Annotated in this window: 19 protein-coding genes; 8 read left to right on the top strand and 11 right to left on the bottom strand. The window is 60.1% G+C overall.

The window, feature by feature from the left end:
- Positions 1–25 precede the first annotated feature (25 nt).
- Positions 26–784 carry a sugar transferase gene (locus tag CYJ07_RS01550; RefSeq protein WP_197038224.1) on the top strand — a complete coding sequence of 253 codons (759 nt, stop codon included), beginning with the start codon at positions 26–28 and terminating at the stop codon, positions 782–784.
- On the opposite strand, the gene CYJ07_RS01545 is transcribed toward CYJ07_RS01550, so the two are convergent.
- Positions 708–1,223, bottom strand: coding sequence for a zinc ribbon-containing protein (locus CYJ07_RS01545; protein ID WP_104201901.1), 516 nt, complete (start codon positions 1,221–1,223; stop codon positions 708–710). The two genes, CYJ07_RS01550 and CYJ07_RS01545, sit on opposite strands and share 77 nt — an antisense overlap.
- Before the next feature lie 206 nt (positions 1,224–1,429).
- Here CYJ07_RS01545 and leuS point away from each other — a divergent pair, with 206 nt between their 5' ends.
- The 5 genes from leuS (at position 1,430) to CYJ07_RS01520 (ending at position 7,178) form a co-directional block, all read left to right on the top strand.
- On the top strand, positions 1,430–4,012 hold the full coding sequence (gene leuS, locus CYJ07_RS01540) for a leucine--tRNA ligase (protein WP_104201900.1): 2,583 nt from the start codon (positions 1,430–1,432) through the stop codon (positions 4,010–4,012).
- Positions 4,013–4,035: 23 nt separating this feature from the next.
- Positions 4,036–4,533, top strand: coding sequence for an LPS-assembly lipoprotein LptE (locus CYJ07_RS01535; RefSeq protein ID WP_104201899.1), 498 nt, complete (start codon positions 4,036–4,038; stop codon positions 4,531–4,533).
- Between the two features lie 21 nt (positions 4,534–4,554).
- A complete protein-coding gene (gene holA, locus CYJ07_RS01530; RefSeq protein ID WP_104201898.1) occupies positions 4,555–5,613 on the top strand; it encodes a DNA polymerase III subunit delta in 1,059 nt (352 codons plus the stop codon).
- A 214-nt stretch (positions 5,614–5,827) separates the two neighbouring features.
- Positions 5,828–6,220: a PA2779 family protein gene (locus CYJ07_RS01525; RefSeq protein WP_104201897.1), complete on the top strand. Its 393-nt coding sequence runs from the start codon at positions 5,828–5,830 to the stop codon at positions 6,218–6,220.
- A gap of 67 nt (positions 6,221–6,287) precedes the next feature.
- Positions 6,288–7,178 carry a PA2778 family cysteine peptidase gene (locus tag CYJ07_RS01520; RefSeq protein WP_331280917.1) on the top strand — a complete coding sequence of 297 codons (891 nt, stop codon included), beginning with the start codon at positions 6,288–6,290 and terminating at the stop codon, positions 7,176–7,178.
- A gap of 23 nt (positions 7,179–7,201) precedes the next feature.
- Here the strand turns inward: CYJ07_RS01520 and CYJ07_RS01515 are convergent, their stop codons facing one another.
- A complete protein-coding gene (locus CYJ07_RS01515; protein ID WP_156085459.1) occupies positions 7,202–9,016 on the bottom strand; it encodes an asparagine synthetase B family protein in 1,815 nt (604 codons plus the stop codon).
- 282 nt (positions 9,017–9,298) lie between these two features.
- Here CYJ07_RS01515 and CYJ07_RS01505 point away from each other — a divergent pair, with 282 nt between their 5' ends.
- On the top strand, positions 9,299–9,742 hold the full coding sequence (locus CYJ07_RS01505; RefSeq protein ID WP_104201893.1) for a DUF488 domain-containing protein: 444 nt from the start codon (positions 9,299–9,301) through the stop codon (positions 9,740–9,742).
- Here the strand turns inward: CYJ07_RS01505 and CYJ07_RS01500 are convergent.
- The 4 genes from CYJ07_RS01500 to CYJ07_RS01490 form a co-directional block, all read right to left on the bottom strand.
- A complete protein-coding gene (locus CYJ07_RS01500; protein ID WP_104201892.1) occupies positions 9,739–10,095 on the bottom strand; it encodes a hypothetical protein in 357 nt (118 codons plus the stop codon). The two genes, CYJ07_RS01505 and CYJ07_RS01500, sit on opposite strands and share 4 nt — an antisense overlap.
- Positions 10,092–10,214, bottom strand: coding sequence for a hypothetical protein (locus CYJ07_RS20725; protein WP_269320526.1), 123 nt, complete (start codon positions 10,212–10,214; stop codon positions 10,092–10,094). The genes CYJ07_RS01500 and CYJ07_RS20725 overlap by 4 nt, the downstream gene beginning before the upstream one ends.
- Positions 10,215–10,459: 245 nt before the next feature.
- Positions 10,460–11,485, bottom strand: a complete 1,026-nt coding sequence (locus CYJ07_RS01495) for an O-antigen ligase family protein (protein ID WP_197038223.1) — start codon at positions 11,483–11,485, stop codon at positions 10,460–10,462.
- A 391-nt stretch (positions 11,486–11,876) separates the two neighbouring features.
- Positions 11,877–12,314 (bottom strand): low molecular weight protein-tyrosine-phosphatase, encoded by a 438-nt coding sequence (locus tag CYJ07_RS01490; RefSeq protein ID WP_104201890.1) that lies wholly within the window; start codon positions 12,312–12,314, stop codon positions 11,877–11,879.
- A gap of 690 nt (positions 12,315–13,004) precedes the next feature.
- Here CYJ07_RS01490 and CYJ07_RS01485 point away from each other — a divergent pair.
- A complete protein-coding gene (locus CYJ07_RS01485) occupies positions 13,005–15,014 on the top strand; it encodes a polysaccharide biosynthesis protein (protein WP_104201889.1) in 2,010 nt (669 codons plus the stop codon).
- Positions 15,015–15,104: 90 nt separating this feature from the next.
- Here the strand turns inward: CYJ07_RS01485 and CYJ07_RS01480 are convergent, their stop codons facing one another.
- The 5 genes from CYJ07_RS01480 to CYJ07_RS01460 are packed head-to-tail and all read right to left on the bottom strand — an operon-like array spanning position 15,105 to position 19,827.
- Entirely contained in the window at positions 15,105–15,869 is a 765-nt protein-coding gene (locus CYJ07_RS01480) for a YdcF family protein (protein ID WP_104201888.1), read from the bottom strand.
- 38 nt (positions 15,870–15,907) lie between these two features.
- Positions 15,908–17,080: a DegT/DnrJ/EryC1/StrS family aminotransferase gene (locus CYJ07_RS01475; RefSeq protein ID WP_104201887.1), complete on the bottom strand. Its 1,173-nt coding sequence runs from the start codon at positions 17,078–17,080 to the stop codon at positions 15,908–15,910.
- 37 nt (positions 17,081–17,117) lie between these two features.
- Positions 17,118–18,086 carry an ATP-grasp domain-containing protein gene (locus tag CYJ07_RS01470; protein WP_197038222.1) on the bottom strand — a complete coding sequence of 323 codons (969 nt, stop codon included), beginning with the start codon at positions 18,084–18,086 and terminating at the stop codon, positions 17,118–17,120.
- Complete coding sequence (locus CYJ07_RS01465) at positions 18,083–18,703, bottom strand: sugar transferase (RefSeq protein WP_104201885.1); 621 nt, start codon at positions 18,701–18,703, stop codon at positions 18,083–18,085. The genes CYJ07_RS01470 and CYJ07_RS01465 overlap by 4 nt, the downstream gene beginning before the upstream one ends.
- Positions 18,658–19,827: a glycosyltransferase family 4 protein gene (locus tag CYJ07_RS01460; RefSeq protein WP_104201884.1), complete on the bottom strand. Its 1,170-nt coding sequence runs from the start codon at positions 19,825–19,827 to the stop codon at positions 18,658–18,660. Before CYJ07_RS01460 ends, CYJ07_RS01465 begins: the two co-directional genes overlap by 46 nt.

Raw genomic sequence — 19,827 nt, 5'->3', positions numbered from 1 at the left:
TAATCACGATGACTGGAGCGACACCGTGAACCTCTTTCGACCCGTATCACGTAGAAAGAAGCGTAAGCTGGATATTTTCCTGGCCTCCCTGGGACTGCTTCTCGTCTGGTGGCTGATCGGTCTGGCCTGGATTGCGGCCACCATCGATACCCGCAGAAATGGGTTCTTCATGCAGCGACGTATCGGCATGAATGGCAAGACTTTCACGCTCTACAAGATCCGAACCATGAAGGATGCTCCAGGTGTCACCACGACGGTAACCTGCGCCCGGGATCCAAGAATCACGCCACTGGGATACTTGCTTCGCCGGACCAAGGTGGACGAGCTACCACAACTCTGGAACGTGCTGAAAGGCGATATGAGTTTCGTTGGCCCTCGACCCGACGTCGAGGGTTTCGCCGACAGCCTGGAAGGTGAGCAGCGCCTGCTGCTGCGTGTACGCCCCGGCATCACCGGCCCCGCTACGCTCAAATACCGGGATGAAGAGGAGCTTCTCGGCAACGCGGTGGATCCGGAGGACTTCAACCGCAATGTCATCTGGCCGGACAAGGTCCGCATCAACCTGCATTATCTAAGGGAATGGAGCCTTGCCGAAGACCTCAAGTTCATCTGGCGCACGGTGGCCAGGCATCCTAAGGGCACCAGTTGGGGAGCCTCCCACAGCAATGGCAAAGCGCCCCCAACTCGAAGCCAGAAAAGGCCCGCGTCTACTTCGGAGCGCGGGAAAAGTAGCGGTGCCCGCATTGATGGCAGGGCTCGATGCGCGCCACCCCCTCCAAATTGACCTCGGCACCGCAGTGCACGCAAACCATGCGCCCCGGTGCGGCGATCTCGCCCTCGCAGTAATCGGCACGCGAAGCCTCGAGATCATCATTGAGCCGAACGTTCTCGACGATGCTGCGATCGGCGATCGACAGCAGCGAGTCGGCCACCTTGCGTGACAGCACAGTCAGGTCGATGCCCAGCCAGCTCGCTACGCCTTCGCCGCCCGCGGCCAGGTAGCGCCGCATATCACGAAGATCACGCTCCACCCAGGCCCTGAGCAGCGCGAGTTCGTCCTTGGTGAACTCTTCGAACTCGGCTTCGAACTCCACGGCCTCATCCAGTTCCCGTTGAAGGTTCTCCCAGCTCAGGTCGCCTGCACCCTCGCGCAGGCGGGTCAGCATGCGCTCGTAGCCTTCACGCATCCGATGTTCGCGATGTGAGTCGGGACGTTCGCTCATGTTCATCTCCTCGAAGCGGCTCATGGCAAGGACCGGGCATGGCCGGGCCTGCCCTACTGGGGTATCCTTGGTTACCATTTAGACGTCATCTCGCCGTCTGATCAATGTTTTATCATCGACATGCGGGCGTTGACTGACGACGGACATTTTCCAGCGGAATCGCACGGCCCCCGTGCCCGAACACTCTAAGGTCATTACGAAAGCCGATGGACGCACAGTACAACCCCTTTGAAATCGAACGCGACGCCCAGCAGTTCTGGGATACGAACCAGTGCTTCAAGGCGGTGGAAGACACCAGCCGCGAGAAGTTCTACTGCCTGTCGATGTTCCCCTACCCCAGCGGCAAACTACACATGGGGCATGTGCGCAACTACACCATCGGCGACGTGGTTTCGCGTTTCCAGCGCATGCAGGGTCGAAACGTGATGCAGCCGATGGGCTGGGATGCCTTCGGCATGCCGGCCGAGAACGCAGCCATCCAGAACCAGGTGCCGCCAGCCAAGTGGACCTATGACAACATCGCTTACATGCGTCGCCAACTGAAGGCGCTCGGCTTCGCCTACGACTGGAGCCGCGAGTTCGCCACCTGCGACAGCGACTATTACCGCTGGGAGCAGTGGTTCTTCACCAAGCTGGTCGAGAAGGGGCTGGTCTACAAGAAGATGGCCACCGTCAACTGGGACCCGGTCGACCAGACCGTACTCGCCAACGAGCAGGTCATCGACGGCCGCGGCTGGCGCTCCGGTGCACTGGTCGTGCGCAAGGAAATCCCGCTGTGGTTCCTCAAGATCACCGATTACGCCGAGGAGCTGCTGGCCGACCTGGACAAGGTCGAATGGCCCGAACAGGTCAAGACCATGCAGCGCAACTGGATCGGCAAGTCGAAGGGGATTGAGCTCGCCTTCGATATCGCCGGCAAGGCAGGCGAACCGCTCGAGCCGCTGCGGGTCTATACCACTCGCCCCGACACCCTGATGGGGGTCACCTACGTCGCCGTTGCCGCCGGGCATCCCCTGGCCAGGCAAGCGGCCGAAGACGACTCTGAGTTGGCCGCCTTCGTCGCGGAGTGCGCCCGCGGCGGCACCTCAGAGGCCGAACTGGCGGTGATGGAGAAAAAGGGCATGCCCACCGGGCATCGCGCCGTTCACCCGCTCACGGGGCGCGAGGTGCCGGTCTACGTGGCCAACTTCGTGCTCATGGAGTACGGCACCGGAGCGGTGATGGCGGTACCCGGCCACGACCAGCGCGACTGGGAATTCGCCACCAAGTATGGTCTGCCCATCGAGCCGGTGATCGCCGATGCCCAGGGCCAGGCGCCGGATCTCTCACAGGGCGCCTATATCGAGTACGGCACGCTGATCAATTCCGGCGAATTCGACGGCCTCGATTTCCAGGCGGCCTTCGATGCCATTGCGGCACGTCTCGAGCAGCAGGGCCACGGTGAGGTGAAAACCAACTTCCGCCTGCGCGACTGGGGCGTGGCGCGCCAGCGCTACTGGGGTGCGCCGATTCCGGTCAAGTACGGCCCCGAAGGCCAGACAGTGCCGTTGACCGATGACGAGCTGCCGGTCGAACTGCCGATGGAAGTTACCGTCGACGCTTCGGGATCGCCGCTCAAGAAGATGCCGGCGTTTTCCGACCTCGGCGACGGCTGGGTGCGCGAGACCGATACCTTCGACACCTTCATGGAGTCGTCGTGGTACTACGCGCGCTTCGCCTGCGCCGACAACCACGAAGCCATGCTCGACGAGCGCGCCGATTATTGGCTGCCGGTCGACCTTTATATCGGAGGTATCGAGCACGCCATCCTTCACCTGCTCTACGCGCGCTTCTTCCACAAGTTGATGCGTGATTTCGGTTTGGTGAAATCTGATGAACCCTTTCAGCAGTTGCTGACCCAGGGCATGGTGATTGCCGAGACTTTCTACCGCCTGACCGAAAACGGTGGCAAGCAATGGTTCAACCCCGCCGACGTCGAGGTCAAGCGCGACGACAAGGGCCGCCCGGTGAGCGCGGTTTTGATCAGCGACGGTCAGCCGGTGGAAATGGGCGGCATCGAGAAGATGTCGAAGTCGAAGAACAACGGCGTCGACCCTCAGGCGATGATCGACCGCTTCGGCGCCGATACCGTGCGTCTTTTCATGATGTTCGCCGCTCCCCCCGAACAGTCGCTGGAGTGGTCCGATTCGGGGGTCGAAGGTGCCAACCGTTTCCTCAAGCGTCTTTGGCGCCTGGCAGCCGAGCATCTGTCGGCCGGCGAGCCGAGCGCCCTGGACGCTGAGTCACTCGATGCCGCTCAGCGGGATTTGCGACGCAAGACCCACGAGACGATCAGGAAAGCGAGCGACGACATCGGTCGACGCACCACGTTCAATACCGCCATCGCCGCGGTGATGGAACTGACCAACGCACTGTCGAAGTTCGATGACGCTTCACCGCACGGCCTGGCCGTGGCCCGCGAGGCCATCGAAGCCTGCGTACTGCTGCTCGCCCCGATCGTCCCGCATGCCTGTCATGCCCTGTGGCGAGAACTCGGTCATGTCGAGCCAGTGATCGATGCGCCTTGGCCGACGGTTGACGAAGCCGCCCTGGCACGAGACAGCATCGAGCTGGTGGTGCAGGTCAACGGCAAGCTGCGGGCTCGCATCGAGGTCGACCCCAACGCCGACAAGGACAGCATCGAAGCCGAAGCCTTCGCCGCCGAGAACGTACAGCGCCATACCGAAGGCAAGACGGTACGCAAGGTGGTCGTCGTGCCTGGCAAGCTGGTCAATATAGTGGTTGCTTGAATCACCTCGTGACGGGAGCGCACATGCAACGACGCAGTTTTCTCACGCTTGCCCTGGCCGGCGGCGCCAGCCTGGCATTCGCCGGCTGCGGCTTTCGCCTGCGCGGTTTCGATGATTCAGGACCGGTCATTGACCAGATCGCCCTGGCCGGGGTCGACAGCGAATTCCTGCGCATGACCGAAGAGCATCTCATCGCCGCCGGCACGCGCGTGCACGATGATGCCCCCTTGGTGCTCAACCTGGGCGAAGAGACCGTGCGCGAGCGCTCGTTGAGCGTGCTCGACAGTGGCTCGCGTGAACTGGAGATAACCCTGGCACTGCCGTTCTCGGTGCAGCGTCGCCGCGATGGCGCCTTCCATCTCCAGCAGCAGCGACTCGAGGCAAGCACGCGCATCAGCGTCAACGACGACAACCTGCTAGCCCAGGACGACCTGCGTGAAGAGGCCCACCAGGAGCTGCGCCGTGAAGCCCTGCGCCAGTTGCTCGAACGTCTGCGCGCGCTGGAAGACGCCTCGCCATGAAGATGCCCTGAAGGTATTCACGTGAAAGTCTTTGCCGACAAGCTCCCTGAAGCCCTCTCCAAGAAGCTGCCTCCGGTGGTGATCGTGGCCGGTGATGAGCCGCTGCAGCACATGGAAGCCTGCGACGCCGTGCGTGCCGCAGCACGCGAGCGCGGCATCGAGGAGCGCGAGGTGCTGCACGTGGAGGCCAACTTCGCCTGGGGGAAGCTGCACGAGGCCGCAGCCAGCCTGTCGCTTTTCGCCTCGAGCAAACTGATCGAGCTGCGCCTGGGCAGCCATAGCCTGGGACAAGAGGGGGGGCGTGCATTGAAGGAGTACGCCGACGCCCCCGGCCTTCGCGACAATGTGCTGCTGATCGCCATGGGCAAGCTGGACTTCCGTCAACAGAAGAGCGCCTGGTTCCAGGCGCTCGACAAGCTCGGCTTGTTCGTGCCGGTATGGCCGGTCGACGTCTCGCGGCTGGGCTTCTGGCTGCGCGACCGCGCCGAGCGTCACGGCTTTTCCCTCGACCTCGATGCCGCCCGCCTGCTCGGCGAGCGCACTGAAGGCAACCTGCTTGCCGCGGATCAGGAATTACAGAAGCTGGCACTGCTCCTCCCGCCCGGCAGTCGCGTCGGCCCGGCACAGATCGCTGGCGGAGTGGAGGACAGCGCCCGCTACGATGTCTTCACCCTGACCGAGGCCTGCCTCAAGGGAGAGCGGGAGCGAGTCTCGCGGATCGTGCGCGGTCTGCGTGGCGAAGGGGTGGAGAGCCCCATCGTGCTGTGGGCACTGAGTCGTGAGCTGCGCACGCTATTGTCGCTGCATCAGCATCTCGATCAGGGGCAGAGCTTCGAGTCGGCGTGCAAGGCGCAGAAGCCGGCAATTTTCGACAAGCGCCGCCCCGCTTATCAACAGGCCATCGCCCGACTGCCGCGCAAGCGGCTGCATAAACTGCTGCTGTTCGCCCAGCGCCTGGATCTGGCGATCAAGGGCGCCAACCCTCTTCCCCCCTGGGAGGGCTTGCACGATCTGGCCCTGACCCTGGCCGGCGGTCGTGGCCTACTGGCTGAGCTACCCTCGTCGTATCGGGTTGGTTAATGCCGCCCCAGCCTCAGCCAAGCGCAGCGGCTTTCCCCCTTTACCGACTCCCTTCGCTGGGCATCGATGCGATAAGCGTGCAAGGGCATGAAATCGCAAGCGCTTTCTGCTTATACTGATATGGCATCGCTGGAGCGCGAAAAAGTTCACTGACCGGTGAGCGTTGGATCATTCAAGAGCCGGAAGCCCATCCCAAGAAAGAAGGAACCAAACCATGAAAACACTTCGCCGCTTTCTCAGCCCGCTGCTGATCCTGGCCCTCGTGCTCGGTAGCGTCTCGGCCACCGCCGCTCCTCTCCCGGCCAGCGATCTGGTCTCCACCCAGGCCGCCCTGTCCGCAGAAAGCGCCACTGCCGATCGCGAGCGCATCCAGGAGATCCTTTCTCGAGCCGACGTGCAGGAACAGCTCGTCGCCCAGGGCGTCGACCTCGACGAAGTTGAGGCCCGCGTGGCGGCCCTCTCCGACGAGGAGGCGCGCCAAATGGCCGAGCAGCTCGACCAATTGCCGGCGGGTGCCAGCGTCGTAGGCGCCCTGTTGGTGGTGTTCCTGGTCCTGCTGGTCACCGATATTCTGGGGCTGACCAACGTCTTCCCCTTCACCCGCTGATGGCTGCCACATGACTCGCCATCATGCACGACGTTTAGCGAACGCCCGCCCTGCGGGCGTTCTGCTGTTGACATTGCTCCTGTCAATACTGGCCGGTTGCGCCACCACACCGCGCTTGAACGAGACCAGCGAGCGTACGCTGCCAAGCCAGACACTCATCGAAGGAGTGCCATTCCACGCCCAGCGGGACTATCAGTGCGGCCCCGCTTCGCTGGCCATGGTGCTCAACCAGGCGGGAGTGGACGTGCCCATGGAAACGCTCATTCCGCAGGTCTTCATTCCTGGACGCGAGGGCAGCGTGCAACCCGAGATGCTCGCCACCGTTCGACGCCACGGTCGCATTCCCTTCGTGCTCAATGATTCCTTCGATGCGCTACTGACCGAGATCGCTGCCGGCCATCCCGCGGTGGTAATGCAGAATTTGTCACTGCCCGCTTGGCCAATGTGGCACTACGCCGTCGCCATCGGCTACGACCGGGAAGCCGAGGAGATGACGCTGCACAGCGGCGAAGAGGCGCAGCGTATCGAGTCGTTCCGACGTTTCGACGCCACTTGGGCCCGGAGTGGACGCTGGGCGTTCATTGCCCTGCCGCCGGGTGAATTGCCGCATGGCGCCAGCGAGCGACGCACACTGGAGGCGATCGCCACTTTCGAGCAGGTGCAGGGAGCCGAAGCGACACTTCCCGCCTGGGAGGCCTACGTAGAACGCTTTCCCGATGCGGCCATGGGCTTTTTCGCCCTGGGTAACGCCCGGCATGCGACAGGGGACGCTGAAGGTGCCATCGAGGGCTTCCGCGCCGCCGTCGCGCGCCGCGATGACCATGGCGCGGCGTGGTTGAACCTGGGACTGCTGTTGCGAGCCCACGGCAGGCCCGAGGAAGCCAGGCAGGCGTTGACACGCGCCGCCGAGCTGCCCGGCCCGTGGCAGGAGCGCGCGAAGGAGGCGCTGGAAACATAGCGCTGCAGCTTGAACCCCAGAGCTCAGAACGCTCGGATCGCGGCGCCATTGCAGTTCTCTTTCCGATCCAAGCCCACAACGCCGACCAAATGGCACGTTTGCAGAAGGTTGACACGTTGAAGGACGGTGAGCCCTTGCTCCCTCAGAGCGCCCGACGCCACTGCAGCACTCAGCGCCGGGAGCGGCACGTACTCGGGCCTCACACCGTCTCTTGCCATTGCCCACTCCGGACTGGCCATTACCTTCTTCCAATCGGACCAAGAGCCCTGATAGCGCGTCTGCAAGCCCAAGCGTCTCGCCAGCTCCCGAGCGCTCCACAGGAGCGTATGCAACGGAAAGTTCACCCACCAGGGGAAGGCCGGAAGCCGACCGTCAGCATGCAACAAAAAGCGGGTCTGCTTCAGGTACGGCCCGAACGCGGCGAGGAACAACCGTCGATTGAGCTTCCAGCGCGCGGGACAGGCGGCGCTGACCTTCACCGCCTCCTTGGCCATGAACACCTCGTAGCTCTTGAACAGGCGACGATTACTATAGAGGTTGGAAATTCCTAGGCGCATCGTCATCGGCCATAGCGAGAACCACTCATGGGCGCTTTGCGGCCGCATGGCTCTCACCTTGTGAAAATGCTCGCGACGTCGACGCGTCACTTCCTGCAGCAGATGGTCGGGAAACAGGTGGCTCTTCACCGGACGGGTCCGTGTCTCGCCTGGCAACTGCCACTGCGGCAGGAAGCTGAAGAAACTGGACAATGGCGGCTTCCTCGCGGAGCGAGACTTGAGCAGGGTATCGCTGACGTAACCTCCAAAGACGGCATCGTAATCCGCAAGCCTGTGGCGCCGGTGAAAGCCCAAGGCATGCGCATGAATGTACTGGTGCCCACTGCCCACCAGGCGCGCAGCTTCCGGCAGTATGATCAAGTAGTGCAGATCGTCTCGATAGTCGGGAAAGAAGCGAGCCCCCGAAGCGGATGCCACCTTCTCGGCTATGCGCCCCTCGCGGGTCATGCTATTGAGAAAGATGAAGCTGTCTCGCTCCAGCCGCGTCGGCAACATTGCTGCCAGCACCCGGGAGTCTTCTCCACCGCTGATGAACTGGGCCACCCGCCGCATCGGGCCCGTGACCCTCTCGATGTAGCCATCGAGCCCTTCCCTCAAGGCCTTGGCCGCTTCCCCGAGGTTGCTGAACGGTGCTGTCTCTTCGGGTAGCCAGTAGGGTGTACGCTCCTGGGAAGGAACCTGTTCATTGCGCAACCGGAACTCATGCTTCGTTGCAGGATAGCACTGACGAATCTGACGATAAGCGCTATAGGGGAAGGTCACGACATCGTGCAGAATGAAATCGATCAGCGAGGCCTCATCGAAATCTACCTCCAGGCCGCAGGCTCTCGCCAAGGCATCGACATGTGTTCCCAATGCCAGCCACGACTTTCGCTGGTATCGATAGACGGGTATGAACATCATGAGGTCGGTGATACAGGTGACGCGATGCGAGGCCTTGTCGATAATCAAGATCACGAAGGGACCGCTGAGGTCCTCGCTCCAATCCACCTGACCTCCTTTCCAGTGAGCGAGAATGGCTCTCGTGCCCGCCTGATCGTCGTTGCCTGTCAGGAAATGGTTGTCATGGAAATACAGCACCGGGCCGCCGATGACTACGCAGAGATGACTCCCGCTCTCGACAGGAGCGAAGCCGGCATAGCAGGACCGGGTTACGGCAAGAGATCCCCAATCGCCATGATACTCCGTGGCAGGAGCGGGATCCTCGAGGTAGATCGATTTCAGTTCCTCGGCGAGGCAACCAGGGGGAAGACGCCTGGAACTGAACAGGAAGTCGCTCATACAATCCCTCGCATTGATGACGGATCCGACGATAACCCAAGGATTGGGCTCATCGATGCCGGAGCCTAACGAAATCCATATCAGTACACCTCAGCCATATCGCGCCGTCCAACCCCGCCCCGCACCCGCCCGAGCGGCGGCATCGGGTTCGCCCCATGCAGGCACCCGAGGCGAGTCCATACGGTGAGACGGCGGACCGAAAAAGCAACGGGTCAGGTATGAGTTGCCCCCACCGAAGGTAATGACGAAACTAAGCTTCCCGGACAAGGAGAGGAGGTGCCCATGTCTTACGACATTGCACTGAAGAGAATCTATGCCGAGCCCGACTCCAGCGATGGCGCTCGTATTCTGGTGGACAGGCTCTGGCCTCGCGGCATGCCGAGGGAGCGACTGGAGCTGACCGACTGGTATCGCGATGCCTCGCCGTCCCTGGCGCTGAGCCGACAGCTCCGCACGGGAGAGATCAGCAATGCCGTGTTTGCCGTTCGCTACCGGGGGGAGCTACGCGATGTTCCCAACAACCTGTTCCCCCTCATGCGCCATGCCCGCCGAGGCAGGCTTACGTTGCTTTCAGCGGCGCGCGATCTGGAAGCGTCCCACCTGCCCCTCCTACGGGAGGCGATACTGGGCGCGCTGCAGCAGGAAGACGCCGAAGATGCCTTGCCCTCCTCTCCTCCCTGTTACCTGGGAATGTTGGACCGGGATGGGCAGAACGGTCGTGACTAGAGACCGCTGCGATGACGTTTTCCCATGACGTCGCGCAATGCCACGCCATGTATCCAGGCCAGCCTCACCACTTCGGCACGGCTCTCCATTGCTGCAAGCCGTTGAATTGCCAGGCGACGCGGAAGGAAGCAGAGCTCGACGCCTCCCCACGCCAGCACGAAGGCGGTGAAGGGCCACCACCATCTCCAGCCACCGACAGTCAGCGATTCGAATAAACAAAGGACCACAGGCGTCAGCACCAGCCCCCACCATGCCTGATGCTTCCCCAGGAATCGATTGGCGTGCAGCATCTCCTTGCGCAGCTCCTTCGATGATCGGGCCACGGGAAGACTTACGGTATTCATCTTGTTCATTTAAGCGCCTCATCAGAAAAACCGGTTTTTGATGAGTTGCTTTCAGTAGCGCCAGCAGCAAAAAAATGCGTTGCAATGATCATTAAATTCATCAGGTGAAGAGGCGTATTCGGTTGCATCAAACCGCCATTTATCTGATGTTATTCCTGCTTGATCATGACACATTTAGTGTTGCAGGCCTCTGTCAGCATCCGTTCTCATGAATGAAATAGTCGATGCCTCTTTATTCTCGACCAAACTCTTGCCATACCGTCGCAGACAGAGGATTCAATGCGACTATCTCTATACACAAAATAACACAGATACAGAAATTAACATGTTTTTCGTTATGCCACCGTTCGCCGAGGTACGCCATCCCGATACCTTATCTTGTCGCACCGATCCCGCCGCGTGATTCGAAATCCAGTACAGCCAGACGTGCCTTCAGCAATACCCAGCAGGCCATTGACAACCCCATGTAGCCGCTCAATCCCCTCACGTCACGCAGCATGGACTGCGTCAACCCGAATCCTATGAATGCGATGACAACCAACAAGCCTGATAAAGCCAAGACCCTCGTCCGGGCGTCGCGGGAGCGACGCAAGTGGCGCATGAACAGTACGGCCGGCACACCGTAGAGCGTCAATAACGCCACAACCCCCGCCAGCCCGCGCCGTGCCGCTGTATCCACTAAGTCGCTGTGCAGTTGGTCGTGACGTCTCGCTCCTGGGTGCAGCAGCCCGCGATCAACCATGGTATTGCGTGCCTCCTCGAGCCCCCTCTCTCCCCAACCCAGCAGCGGCTTCTCCATGAACATTCGTCCTCCGGCTTGCCACATCTCCAGCCGCAGCCCCACTGAACTACCACCATCCCCCTCGACCATGTAGTCCCGAATATCGTCAATGGCTCGTTCCACTCGCTTGGTTACGCCGTAGTCCGTGATTGCGGTCATCGCCACCAGACCTATCGTCAGTAACCAGCTCCCCCCGGCCAGCTTCAGTCGCTGGCGCCGGGAAAGAACCGGACGAAAGGTGCTGTAGCTCATCCAGGCCAGCAGGGGTACGGCCACCCAGCCGCCGCGGGTGCCGGACAGGAAAGAGGCAGCAAGACCGGCGACCGCGGCTAGCCCCAATGCCGGAGTGAGCCAGGACCAGGAGGGGGTCGGACGATACAGGCGACCCAGCATGGCCACCAGTGCCAGCACGCCGAGTAGGAGGGAGAGATTGCCGAAGGGTATGGCGTTCATGCCGTTGTCGGCGCGATAGGCGCCGAGCACGAAGCGTTCGTACAAGGCGATGACACCGGCTCCCGACCCTCCCACCACCAGACCCAGCCACAAGCCCACCCCCAGGGGGGGATGTCGTCGCCACCATACCAGGAGCCCCGCCACCAACAGAGGCCAGCATGGCATCGTCCCACTACCCTGCTCCGAGGCGTGTAATACACCGCTACGTGCTATATCCAAGCACCACAGACCGGAGAAAGCCGCAAGAGACAGCACCCAGAGCCGATCCTCACCATCCAGCCTCCCCGCTCCCTCCCTTGTCGGGTCGCGGTACAGCACTGTCCCAGCGAGAGCCAGCACCAATGCCAACGAAGGCACTACCTTGTATCCCCAGGGTACCAGGAGCAGTAGTGAAACGAAGGCTCCCAGCAGCATCGTATTCACGCCTCGCCAAGGACTGCTGCCTAGCTCGGACACTCGTTGCCCCAACGTCGCTTGCGACATTCGCTACGCTCCCAACCTGCGTTGATCGACCTGCTCCGTCACGAGTTATCCGAGCTGCGCCCAGGCGCTCTGCTCACAGCTTTCCCACCCAGCTATCGGCAGCCTCGTGGAGCAGTTGGTGCACTTGCCGAAAAGCCTCGGCGCTCTTGCGGTAGGGATCGGGAATTTCGCGCCCCTGGCCACCATCCAGCCAACGACCGAAAAGCATTGTCTTGCCCAGTACGGAGGGAGCCATCTGACCGACGGCGAGGCGTTGTCCATCGGACATCACCAGTACGAGATCGGCCCTGTGCAGGATGTCCAAACTGACTTGACGCGCTTGGTGGGCACTGACGTTCAGCCCCTCGGCCTCGGCCAGGGAGCGAGCCGTGGGTTCCACCCCTTGGCCTTCCAAAGCGTTCAGGCCCGCTGTCTCGATCTGCTTGTGGGGTAGTCGAGTCTCCAACATGGCCGCAGCGACAGGGCTGCGACAGATATTGCCAGTGCAAAGAACCAGGATTCGTTGAAACATAACGCCTCAATGATGTCGTTGGCCGGGTTGGCCAGGCTTCGGTCGGTCAATCATAAGACAGCCACGCCCAGGCACATCGCTTCATGTAGAGCACAGTCACGATCCATAGCTTATCCAGCGGAGTCCTATGAATAAAGATTTGTATCGCCAATGGCAGCATGATGCTTTATTCGCCAAGGCACGAGAATAGTTTTCCGCTATCTCGGTGTATTAGGCAAGGAATCACTCACTTGCCTGCTCCAAGCAATGACACAATGCGATCCATGATTAGCAAAATCGTTCAATATGCTTATTAAATTATCATGCCATGTGTTGACATGTCATGTGCTGAGAGATTCATTGCGCTCTTGTAATGCCGTTCCTAGCACTCAAGAGAATCAAACAAATCAGTTGATAACATGGTTAATCATTCCTCCTCTCTAACCAGAGCAGCTAGCAAAGCCGGTCTCACCACTCATACCATCACTAATGAGCCCCCTCCCTATTCTTTTCTTATTTTCTCATGCGTTCGCAATGGGAACAGCGTTCTTACTAGCACATCCGAGTTGAGGAAAACCAACTTGGGAATTCAGATCAACTTTCATATGCTTTGTAACATTGATTAACAAACAACGACGGCAGACACAGACTACCGAAGTGGAAGGTTGGTTCAAGGATTGTTACGTTATTTAGCCAAAGGAAGGACCCGACATGGTGGGGATTCTCTATCGTCTTTTTCGTTTGCCACGCCAATACAAGCGCCTGATCCAGCTTTTCATTGATGCCATCTTACTGACATTCAGCTTCGTCATGGCCATCTGGTTGCGCCTCGAGAACTTGGAGCCACTCCGCGACCATGGAATCTGGATGATGTGGTTGACCGTGCTTCCGATAAGCCTGGCCATATTCGCGAGACTGGGATTCTACCGCGCGGTGATTCGCTATCTGAGCGTCAAGGCGATGAAAACGCTACTGATCGGAATTACGGCCTCTGCGGCTCTGCTCGTGATCATCTCCAGCCTGCTCTCCATCTCCCTGCCGCGGACTACCTGCCTGATCTATCCGATGCTGGCATTGCTCAGCGTAGGCGGCGTGCGCTATTTCCTGCGCTCACTGAACATGCACAGCATGATCCGCTACAAGGCGAGAGTCATCATCTACGGGGCCGGTGCGGCGGGCTCGCAGCTAGTGAATAGCCTCCGGCAGGGGTCGGAATATGCCCCGGTTGCCTTCGTCGACGACTGGCGGGGTATGCATGGCACCTTCGTCGAGGGGTTGCAAGTCTATGACCCTGATGCGCTGCCGCGCCTGCTCAAGCATTACGGGGCCGAACGAATCCTGCTGGCCATGCCCAGTGCGCCGCGGTCCCGCAGGCGGGAAATCCTGCGTATTCTGGAGCCTTTGTCCGTCCCCGTTCAGACCCTGCCAAGCATGGAGGACATGATCGCCGGCCATGCACGCCTCAACGAGATTCGCGATGTCACCGTGGAGGACCTGCTGGGACGCGACCCCGTGCCGCCGAATCAGGAACTGCTGGACGCCAATGTTCGTGGCAAGGTGGTCATGGTCACCGGCGCGGGAGGGTCCATCGGCTCAGAGCTGTGCCACCAGTTGCTCCAGCAGGGTCCCAGTCAGCTGCTGCTGTTCGAACTGTGCGAGTTTTCGCTCTACGCCATTGAACGCACCCTGCAGCAGCGAGTGCAGGAGCAGGGACTGGAGGTATCGGTGAAGGCTTTGCTGGGCTCTGTGCAAGATCGACCGCGCCTGGATAGCGTGATGCGTACCTTCGGCGTGGAAACCATCTACCATGCTGCCGCCTTCAAGCATGTTCCCATGGTGGAGCACAATGTGACCCAGGGCATTCTCAACAATGTCTTCGGCACCTTGGCCACGGCTCAGGCGGCTGTGGCTTGCAAGGTGGAGACCTTCGTGCTGGTCTCGACCGACAAGGCGGTACGTCCGACCAACGTGATGGGCACCACCAAGCGGATTGCGGAGTTGATCTGCCAGGCGCTGGCCGACCATCAATCACAGACGCGCTTCAGCATGGTGCGTTTCGGCAACGTCCTGGGCTCCTCGGGCTCGGTAGTTCCGCTGTTCCGTGAGCAAATCGCCCGGGGAGGCCCCATTACCGTGACCCACCCCGAAGTGACACGCTATTTCATGACCATTCCAGAGGCCGCCCAACTGGTGATCCAGGCGGGAGCGATGGGTAGCGGTGGCGATGTCTTCGTCCTCGACATGGGCAAACCGGTACGCATTGCGGACCTGGCAGCGGAAATGGTCCGGCTGTCGGGGCTGGAAGTGTTGAGCGCGAAAAATCCCGAAGGTGACATCGAGATTCGTCATACCGGTTTGCGACCCGGCGAGAAGCTCTATGAAGAGCTGTTGATCGGAGAGAACGAAGCGCCTACGGCCCACCCGCGTATCAAGACCGCCAGGGAACACTACTGGCCCTGGTCACGCCTGGAAGCCTATTTGGGTCAGCTGCTGCAAGCTGTCGAACACCATCAGCAAGAGCGAATCCGGGAACTGCTGATGACGGCCCCCACGGGCTATGTTCCACGAGACGAGATCGTCGACCTGATATGGCTCGGTCGTACACCCGCCCCTACCAGGCAACGCTTGCTGGATCTGCCTACTGAAGCCGGAAACCGGTCGGCAACGACACGGGATTCACGCGAGTCCGCTCCCACCGCTTCATATCCTCCACTTCCCTAAAGGGATGAGCAGAAGCCGCCCAAGAGATGACAAACGGGAAATGGCTCGAGGCCACGGCGCAACGCGTTCGAGACATGGCGAGAGGGTCTTTTAGTGCTCCCATTGCAAAGCGGCCAGCCCCATGTATTCATGAAGCGCCCGCTCGGTCTTGCTGAGAGCCTGGCTAGTGGGCAGCCAATCAATCAAGCTCCATTTCATCCCGGGATTGACCATCCGATGGGTTGGGGCCGCCACGGGATCGAGGCCCACCGCTCGGAAATGGGCCATGGCCCTGGGCATGTGGGAGGCTGATGTCACCAACAATGGCCGACTGTCCTCACCGAGCAGATCGCGCACCGCCTGGGCCTCGCCTGCGGTATCAGTGGGCCAGTCGATAACCACCAACCTCTCGGAAGATACGCCAAGCTCGTTGGCGGCCCGGGCATAAGCTTCTGCCACCGGGGCCAATCCCTCCACCCGACTGCCCCCGCTGACCACCAAGCGAGCCTGGGGGAAATCCTTCAGCAGCTTCAGCCCCTCGGTCAGCCGATAAAGTGAGCTTTCATTCAGACGCGACAGGCTGGAGCCGCCCCGCTCAGGCTGCCACCCTCCTCCCAGCACCACGATGGTTTCCACCCACGGCTCGCCATCCGATATCTGCAGCGGCGGATAACGACTCTCGAGGGGCTCCAGTAACCGGTCGGCCACCGGACTCCAAGCGGCCAGCAGCAGCATGACCGTTGCCAACACACCTGTGCCAAGCCCAGCTCGCCGCCGGCCACTGAAGAACAACAGCGCAGCGAGCCCAAGAAGGCAGAGAAAGAGCGGTAACGGCATCGCGTAGACGGCGATCAGTTCCTTCAGGGTGGAGAACATGAAGCTCCTGTAAGTGCAGCGCGAAGGGTGATGCCAATTCAATCAACGGCAAGCGACATCACCTCGGTCAGTACCCGGCAGGTGAGATCTATCTCTGCCTCAGTGAGTGTGGGATGACAGAGGAACATCAGGCTGGTCCGACCCAACTCCCTCGCCACCGGCAGCCCCTCCGGCGGTTGCCAGCCGGTTCCGTCAAAGGCCTTCTCCAGGTATATCTCGGAACAGGAGCCACTGTAGCAAGGCACGCCGCGAGAGCCGATCTCGTCAACGATGCGATCCCTATTCCAGCCCTCCGCTAGCGCCTCCGGTTCGACGAACACGTAGCATTTGTAGGCAGCATGCTGAATGTACTCGGGAGGCGTCGGCACCCGCAACCCCGGGCACTGCCGGGCGGCCTCCCAGATGCGCTGGGCATTGTACCGACGCTTCTCCGACCATTCCGCCAGATGGCGCAGTTGGAGCCTTCCGATGGCCGCCTGCATCTCGGTGAGTCGCCAGTTCGTGCCGAAGTGGTGATGCAGCCAGCGAAAGCCGGGCGGATGCCGTTCCTGGTACACGGCATCCCAGTTTTTGCCATGATCCTTGTAGGACCACATACGCCGCCAGAGGTCCGGGTCGTTGGTCGTGACCATTCCGCCCTCTCCACCTGTCGTCATGATCTTGTCCTGACAGAAGGACCAGCAGCCAACCTTGGCGATGGATCCGACGCCGCGGCCCCGGTAGCGCGCTCCATGAGCCTGGGCGCAGTCCTCGATCACCTCGATGCCGTTGCGCGCCAGTGCCATGAGGCCATCCATGTCGCAGGGCCACCCTGCCAGATGAACCGCGATGATGGCGCGCGTGTGTGGGGTGATCTTGGCGGCAACGGTAGCGAGAGAGACGTTCTGGGATTCCCGGTCGACGTCGGCAAAGACCGGCGTCGCGCCCACCGCGACGATACAGGAAGCGCAAGCCATGAATGTGCGAGAGGTGACGATGACCTCATCACCGGGGCCAATGCCCAGTCCACGCAACGCCAGTTCGAGGGCGACCGTGCCATTGCTGACAGCGATGGCATACTCGCAGCCAGATGCCATGGCGAATTCCTGCTCGAAAGACCGACCTTCATCGCCGGTCCAGTAGTTGACTTTATTGGACAGCAGCACCTGCTCGACCGCTTTGGCTTCTTCCAAGGTAAAGGAGGGCCATGGAGAAAAATTTGTATTCAACATAAATACCCCTTCGTTTGTGAATGCACGCTGAAAGACGCTACCTGTCGAGTGGCACCAACACCTTGGCGTCGTAACGAAGCATCAGAAGGTTCTGTTGCCAGCTGTCGAAGCTATCGATCGCTTGCCCCAAGAGGTATTCGCGAATCAGCCAGTCGGGATAACGGGCGCCGGCGGCATCAGCCAGCGGGAAGCCGCCCCCAAAGCGCGGGTTGATCTCGAAGGCCTTGATGCTTCGAGTAACGGGATGAAAGAAGAGCTGCACGGTGATGCAGCCACGCGCGCCACTTAGCCGCGTGAGTCGCCTGGCCAGGTAGTCGTATACATATCCTCTGCGGGTGATGCCCTTGCTGACTTCGCCGCCTCGAACCTCGAGCCGCTGACGCGGCACAAGGCACCGCAAACGTCCATGCCGGTCGTAGTAGGCGTCGACGGTGTACTCCTGATAGTCGTTGCCAACCAGTTCCATGAACATGTTTCGCTCATCATCGAGCATCGAACGGCTGAGACGCTCGGGCCCGGAGACAACGACGGCACCTTCACCGCTGCTGCCGTCGTACGGCTTGCAGAAGCAGGGGTATGCCAGAGAGTTCCGCGGATAGATCACGGGTGTATCGACCCCGATCGACTTGAACAGCTTGGCGGTAAGCCGCTTGTCGCGACACTGTGCGATAAGCATGGCATCCGATATGACAGGCTGGATCGATTCCTCAAGAAATCGATACCGATAACGCGAGAGGGCCATGAGTTCGGTATCGATCGTCGGGATAATCAACCCAACCCGCAACTCCCGACACAGCGCCAGCAAGGCGTCGATATAGCCGGGAGCCGATACACGGGGTATGTCGAAGCATTCATCAGCTACTTGACAGGCGGCTGAGTACTGAGGCGCCGTATCGGCTGCAAATATCTTGGCTTGCGGCAAGTGAATGTCTAGCGAATATCGGAAGGATCGAAGCAACTCGACGCGGCGCCCCGCCGAAAGGAGAAGTATGTTGGACCGCATCATGTACTTCTTTCCGATGAGTGAGCATTGTGAGTGCCACTGAAACGCGGAGTTACCTCATGGCTGCGGGGAGTGACCCCTTCGCGAGCCACGACTTTCGCCGAGGTGAGAAACAGTATCTTGACGTCGAGCCATAGTGATTGATGATCGACATACCATACGTCTAGACGAAACTTCTCTTCCCAGCTCAGATTGTTGCGACCGTTGACTTGAGCCCAGCCGGTTATGCCCGGGCGCACTTCGTGTCGACGGTATTGGGCCGGGGTGTAGAGAGGAAGATACTCCATGAGTAGCGGCCGGGGCCCGACAAGACTCATCTCACCCTTGAGCACGTTCCAGAGTTCCGGTAGCTCGTCCAGACTCGTCGCTCGCAATTTCTTGCCAAAACGAGTCAATCGCCTGTCCGAGGCCAGCAGCTCACCATCGGCATCACGCATATCCAGCATGGTGCGGAACTTGAACATCCGAAAAGGTCGCCCCTGCAAGCCGGGACGATCTTGACTGAACAGCACGGGAGTGCCGAGCTTGAGCCGAACCAAGGCGGCAATCGCGAGCATGAGTGGCGACAGAACGATCAACAGGACCGCGGCAACGCCGATATCGAAGAAACGCTTGAACATGGAATCCCCATCTCCCTGAGCATGACAGCATTGACTTTGCATACGTCGTACTTCCGAAGCGCCTGCTCGCGTGAACGCTTGCCCATGGTGGCGATAAGCTGCGGTGTATGAATGAAAGCGCGCATGGCGTTCGCCAGCTCTGTGGTATCTTGGGGTGGCACCAGGTAACCGTTTACACCATCTATGACCGTCTCACGACATCCGGGGGTATTCGTAGTGATGATGGGACGTCCCATTGCCAAGGCTTCTAGGATCGTTCGGGGTATTCCCTCGCGGTAAAAGGTGGGTAGCACGAAGACGCTGGCGCTACCCAGAGCATCACGCACATCGTCCAACTTGCCTAGATAGTTAATGACACCGTCCTGCACCCAGCGATCGAGTTCCTGAGCGGTAATGGAATTGGGATTGCTATCGAGATCACCCACCAGCATGAAGACGGCCTCGGGGTATTCGGCCTTGAGGCGATAAGCCGCCTCAGCGTATTCGCGGACACCCTTGTCCACCAATAGCCGGGCAATCAGCAAGAACACAACCTGTCGAGGATACTCACGCGGCATAAAGTGATCAATGTCGACGCCGGAACCGTTGACGACAACGGAGGGAACAGACTCACCTATGATGTTTCGATCGCGAAACAAAGCTTGGTCGTCAGGATTCTGGAAGAAAACCTTGTTGGCGAAACGCAACGATTGCCGATAAAGGCTGGCGGCGATGCTTCCGATGAAGCGGGTTCTAGGCGTTTGACCATAGCCCGAAAAACAATATCCCAAACCAGTAATCAGCGCAAAGCGCCTTGGACAACGTGTCAGGACTGCTGCCAGAGTGCCGAAGATGACAGGTTTAATCGTGTAGCCCATCACATAATCGGGCTTCAAGTTACCCATGAGGCGCACCAAGCCCAATAGTGTGCGCAGATCGTGAAGAGGGTTCATACCGGTCCGATTAAGATGAATATCGTGTACCCTTGCTCCCATCCTCACCAGTTTCATACGTGTCAGCTCGTCCTTGTTGAGATCCGGTGCGGCAGCATGTACCTCGAGTCCGCTTTTGATAAGTTCCATGATGAGCTGACCGCGAAAATTTATCAGCGATCCCGACGCGCCGGCAATGATGAGAAATTTCAT

This window comes from Billgrantia saliphila (assembly GCF_002930105.1).
Lineage (GTDB): Bacteria > Pseudomonadota > Gammaproteobacteria > Pseudomonadales > Halomonadaceae > Halomonas > Halomonas saliphila.
The sequence above is the reverse complement of the archived record's forward strand: the minus strand, read 5'-3'. Positions and strand labels throughout refer to the sequence as shown.

Coding starts and splice junctions, on each gene's coding strand:
- CYJ07_RS20725 (WP_269320526.1), bottom strand. CDS start 10,214: ATGCAACCGAATACGCCTCTTCACCTGATGAATTTAATGATCATTGCA.
- leuS (WP_104201900.1), top strand. CDS start 1,430: ATGGACGCACAGTACAACCCCTTTGAAATCGAACGCGACGCCCAGCAG.
- CYJ07_RS01490 (WP_104201890.1), bottom strand. CDS start 12,314: ATGTTTCAACGAATCCTGGTTCTTTGCACTGGCAATATCTGTCGCAGC.
- CYJ07_RS01460 (WP_104201884.1), bottom strand. CDS start 19,827: ATGAAATTTCTCATCATTGCCGGCGCGTCGGGATCGCTGATAAATTTT.
- CYJ07_RS01535 (WP_104201899.1), top strand. CDS start 4,036: ATGCAACGACGCAGTTTTCTCACGCTTGCCCTGGCCGGCGGCGCCAGC.
- CYJ07_RS01480 (WP_104201888.1), bottom strand. CDS start 15,869: ATGTTCTCCACCCTGAAGGAACTGATCGCCGTCTACGCGATGCCGTTA.
- CYJ07_RS01545 (WP_104201901.1), bottom strand. CDS start 1,223: ATGAGCGAACGTCCCGACTCACATCGCGAACATCGGATGCGTGAAGGC.
- CYJ07_RS01505 (WP_104201893.1), top strand. CDS start 9,299: ATGTCTTACGACATTGCACTGAAGAGAATCTATGCCGAGCCCGACTCC.
- CYJ07_RS01475 (WP_104201887.1), bottom strand. CDS start 17,080: ATGTTGAATACAAATTTTTCTCCATGGCCCTCCTTTACCTTGGAAGAA.
- CYJ07_RS01470 (WP_197038222.1), bottom strand. CDS start 18,086: ATGATGCGGTCCAACATACTTCTCCTTTCGGCGGGGCGCCGCGTCGAG.
- CYJ07_RS01500 (WP_104201892.1), bottom strand. CDS start 10,095: ATGAACAAGATGAATACCGTAAGTCTTCCCGTGGCCCGATCATCGAAG.
- CYJ07_RS01515 (WP_156085459.1), bottom strand. CDS start 9,016: ATGAGCGACTTCCTGTTCAGTTCCAGGCGTCTTCCCCCTGGTTGCCTC.
- CYJ07_RS01495 (WP_197038223.1), bottom strand. CDS start 11,485: ATGCCATGCTGGCCTCTGTTGGTGGCGGGGCTCCTGGTATGGTGGCGA.
- CYJ07_RS01465 (WP_104201885.1), bottom strand. CDS start 18,703: ATGTTCAAGCGTTTCTTCGATATCGGCGTTGCCGCGGTCCTGTTGATC.
- CYJ07_RS01485 (WP_104201889.1), top strand. CDS start 13,005: ATGGTGGGGATTCTCTATCGTCTTTTTCGTTTGCCACGCCAATACAAG.
- CYJ07_RS01525 (WP_104201897.1), top strand. CDS start 5,828: ATGAAAACACTTCGCCGCTTTCTCAGCCCGCTGCTGATCCTGGCCCTC.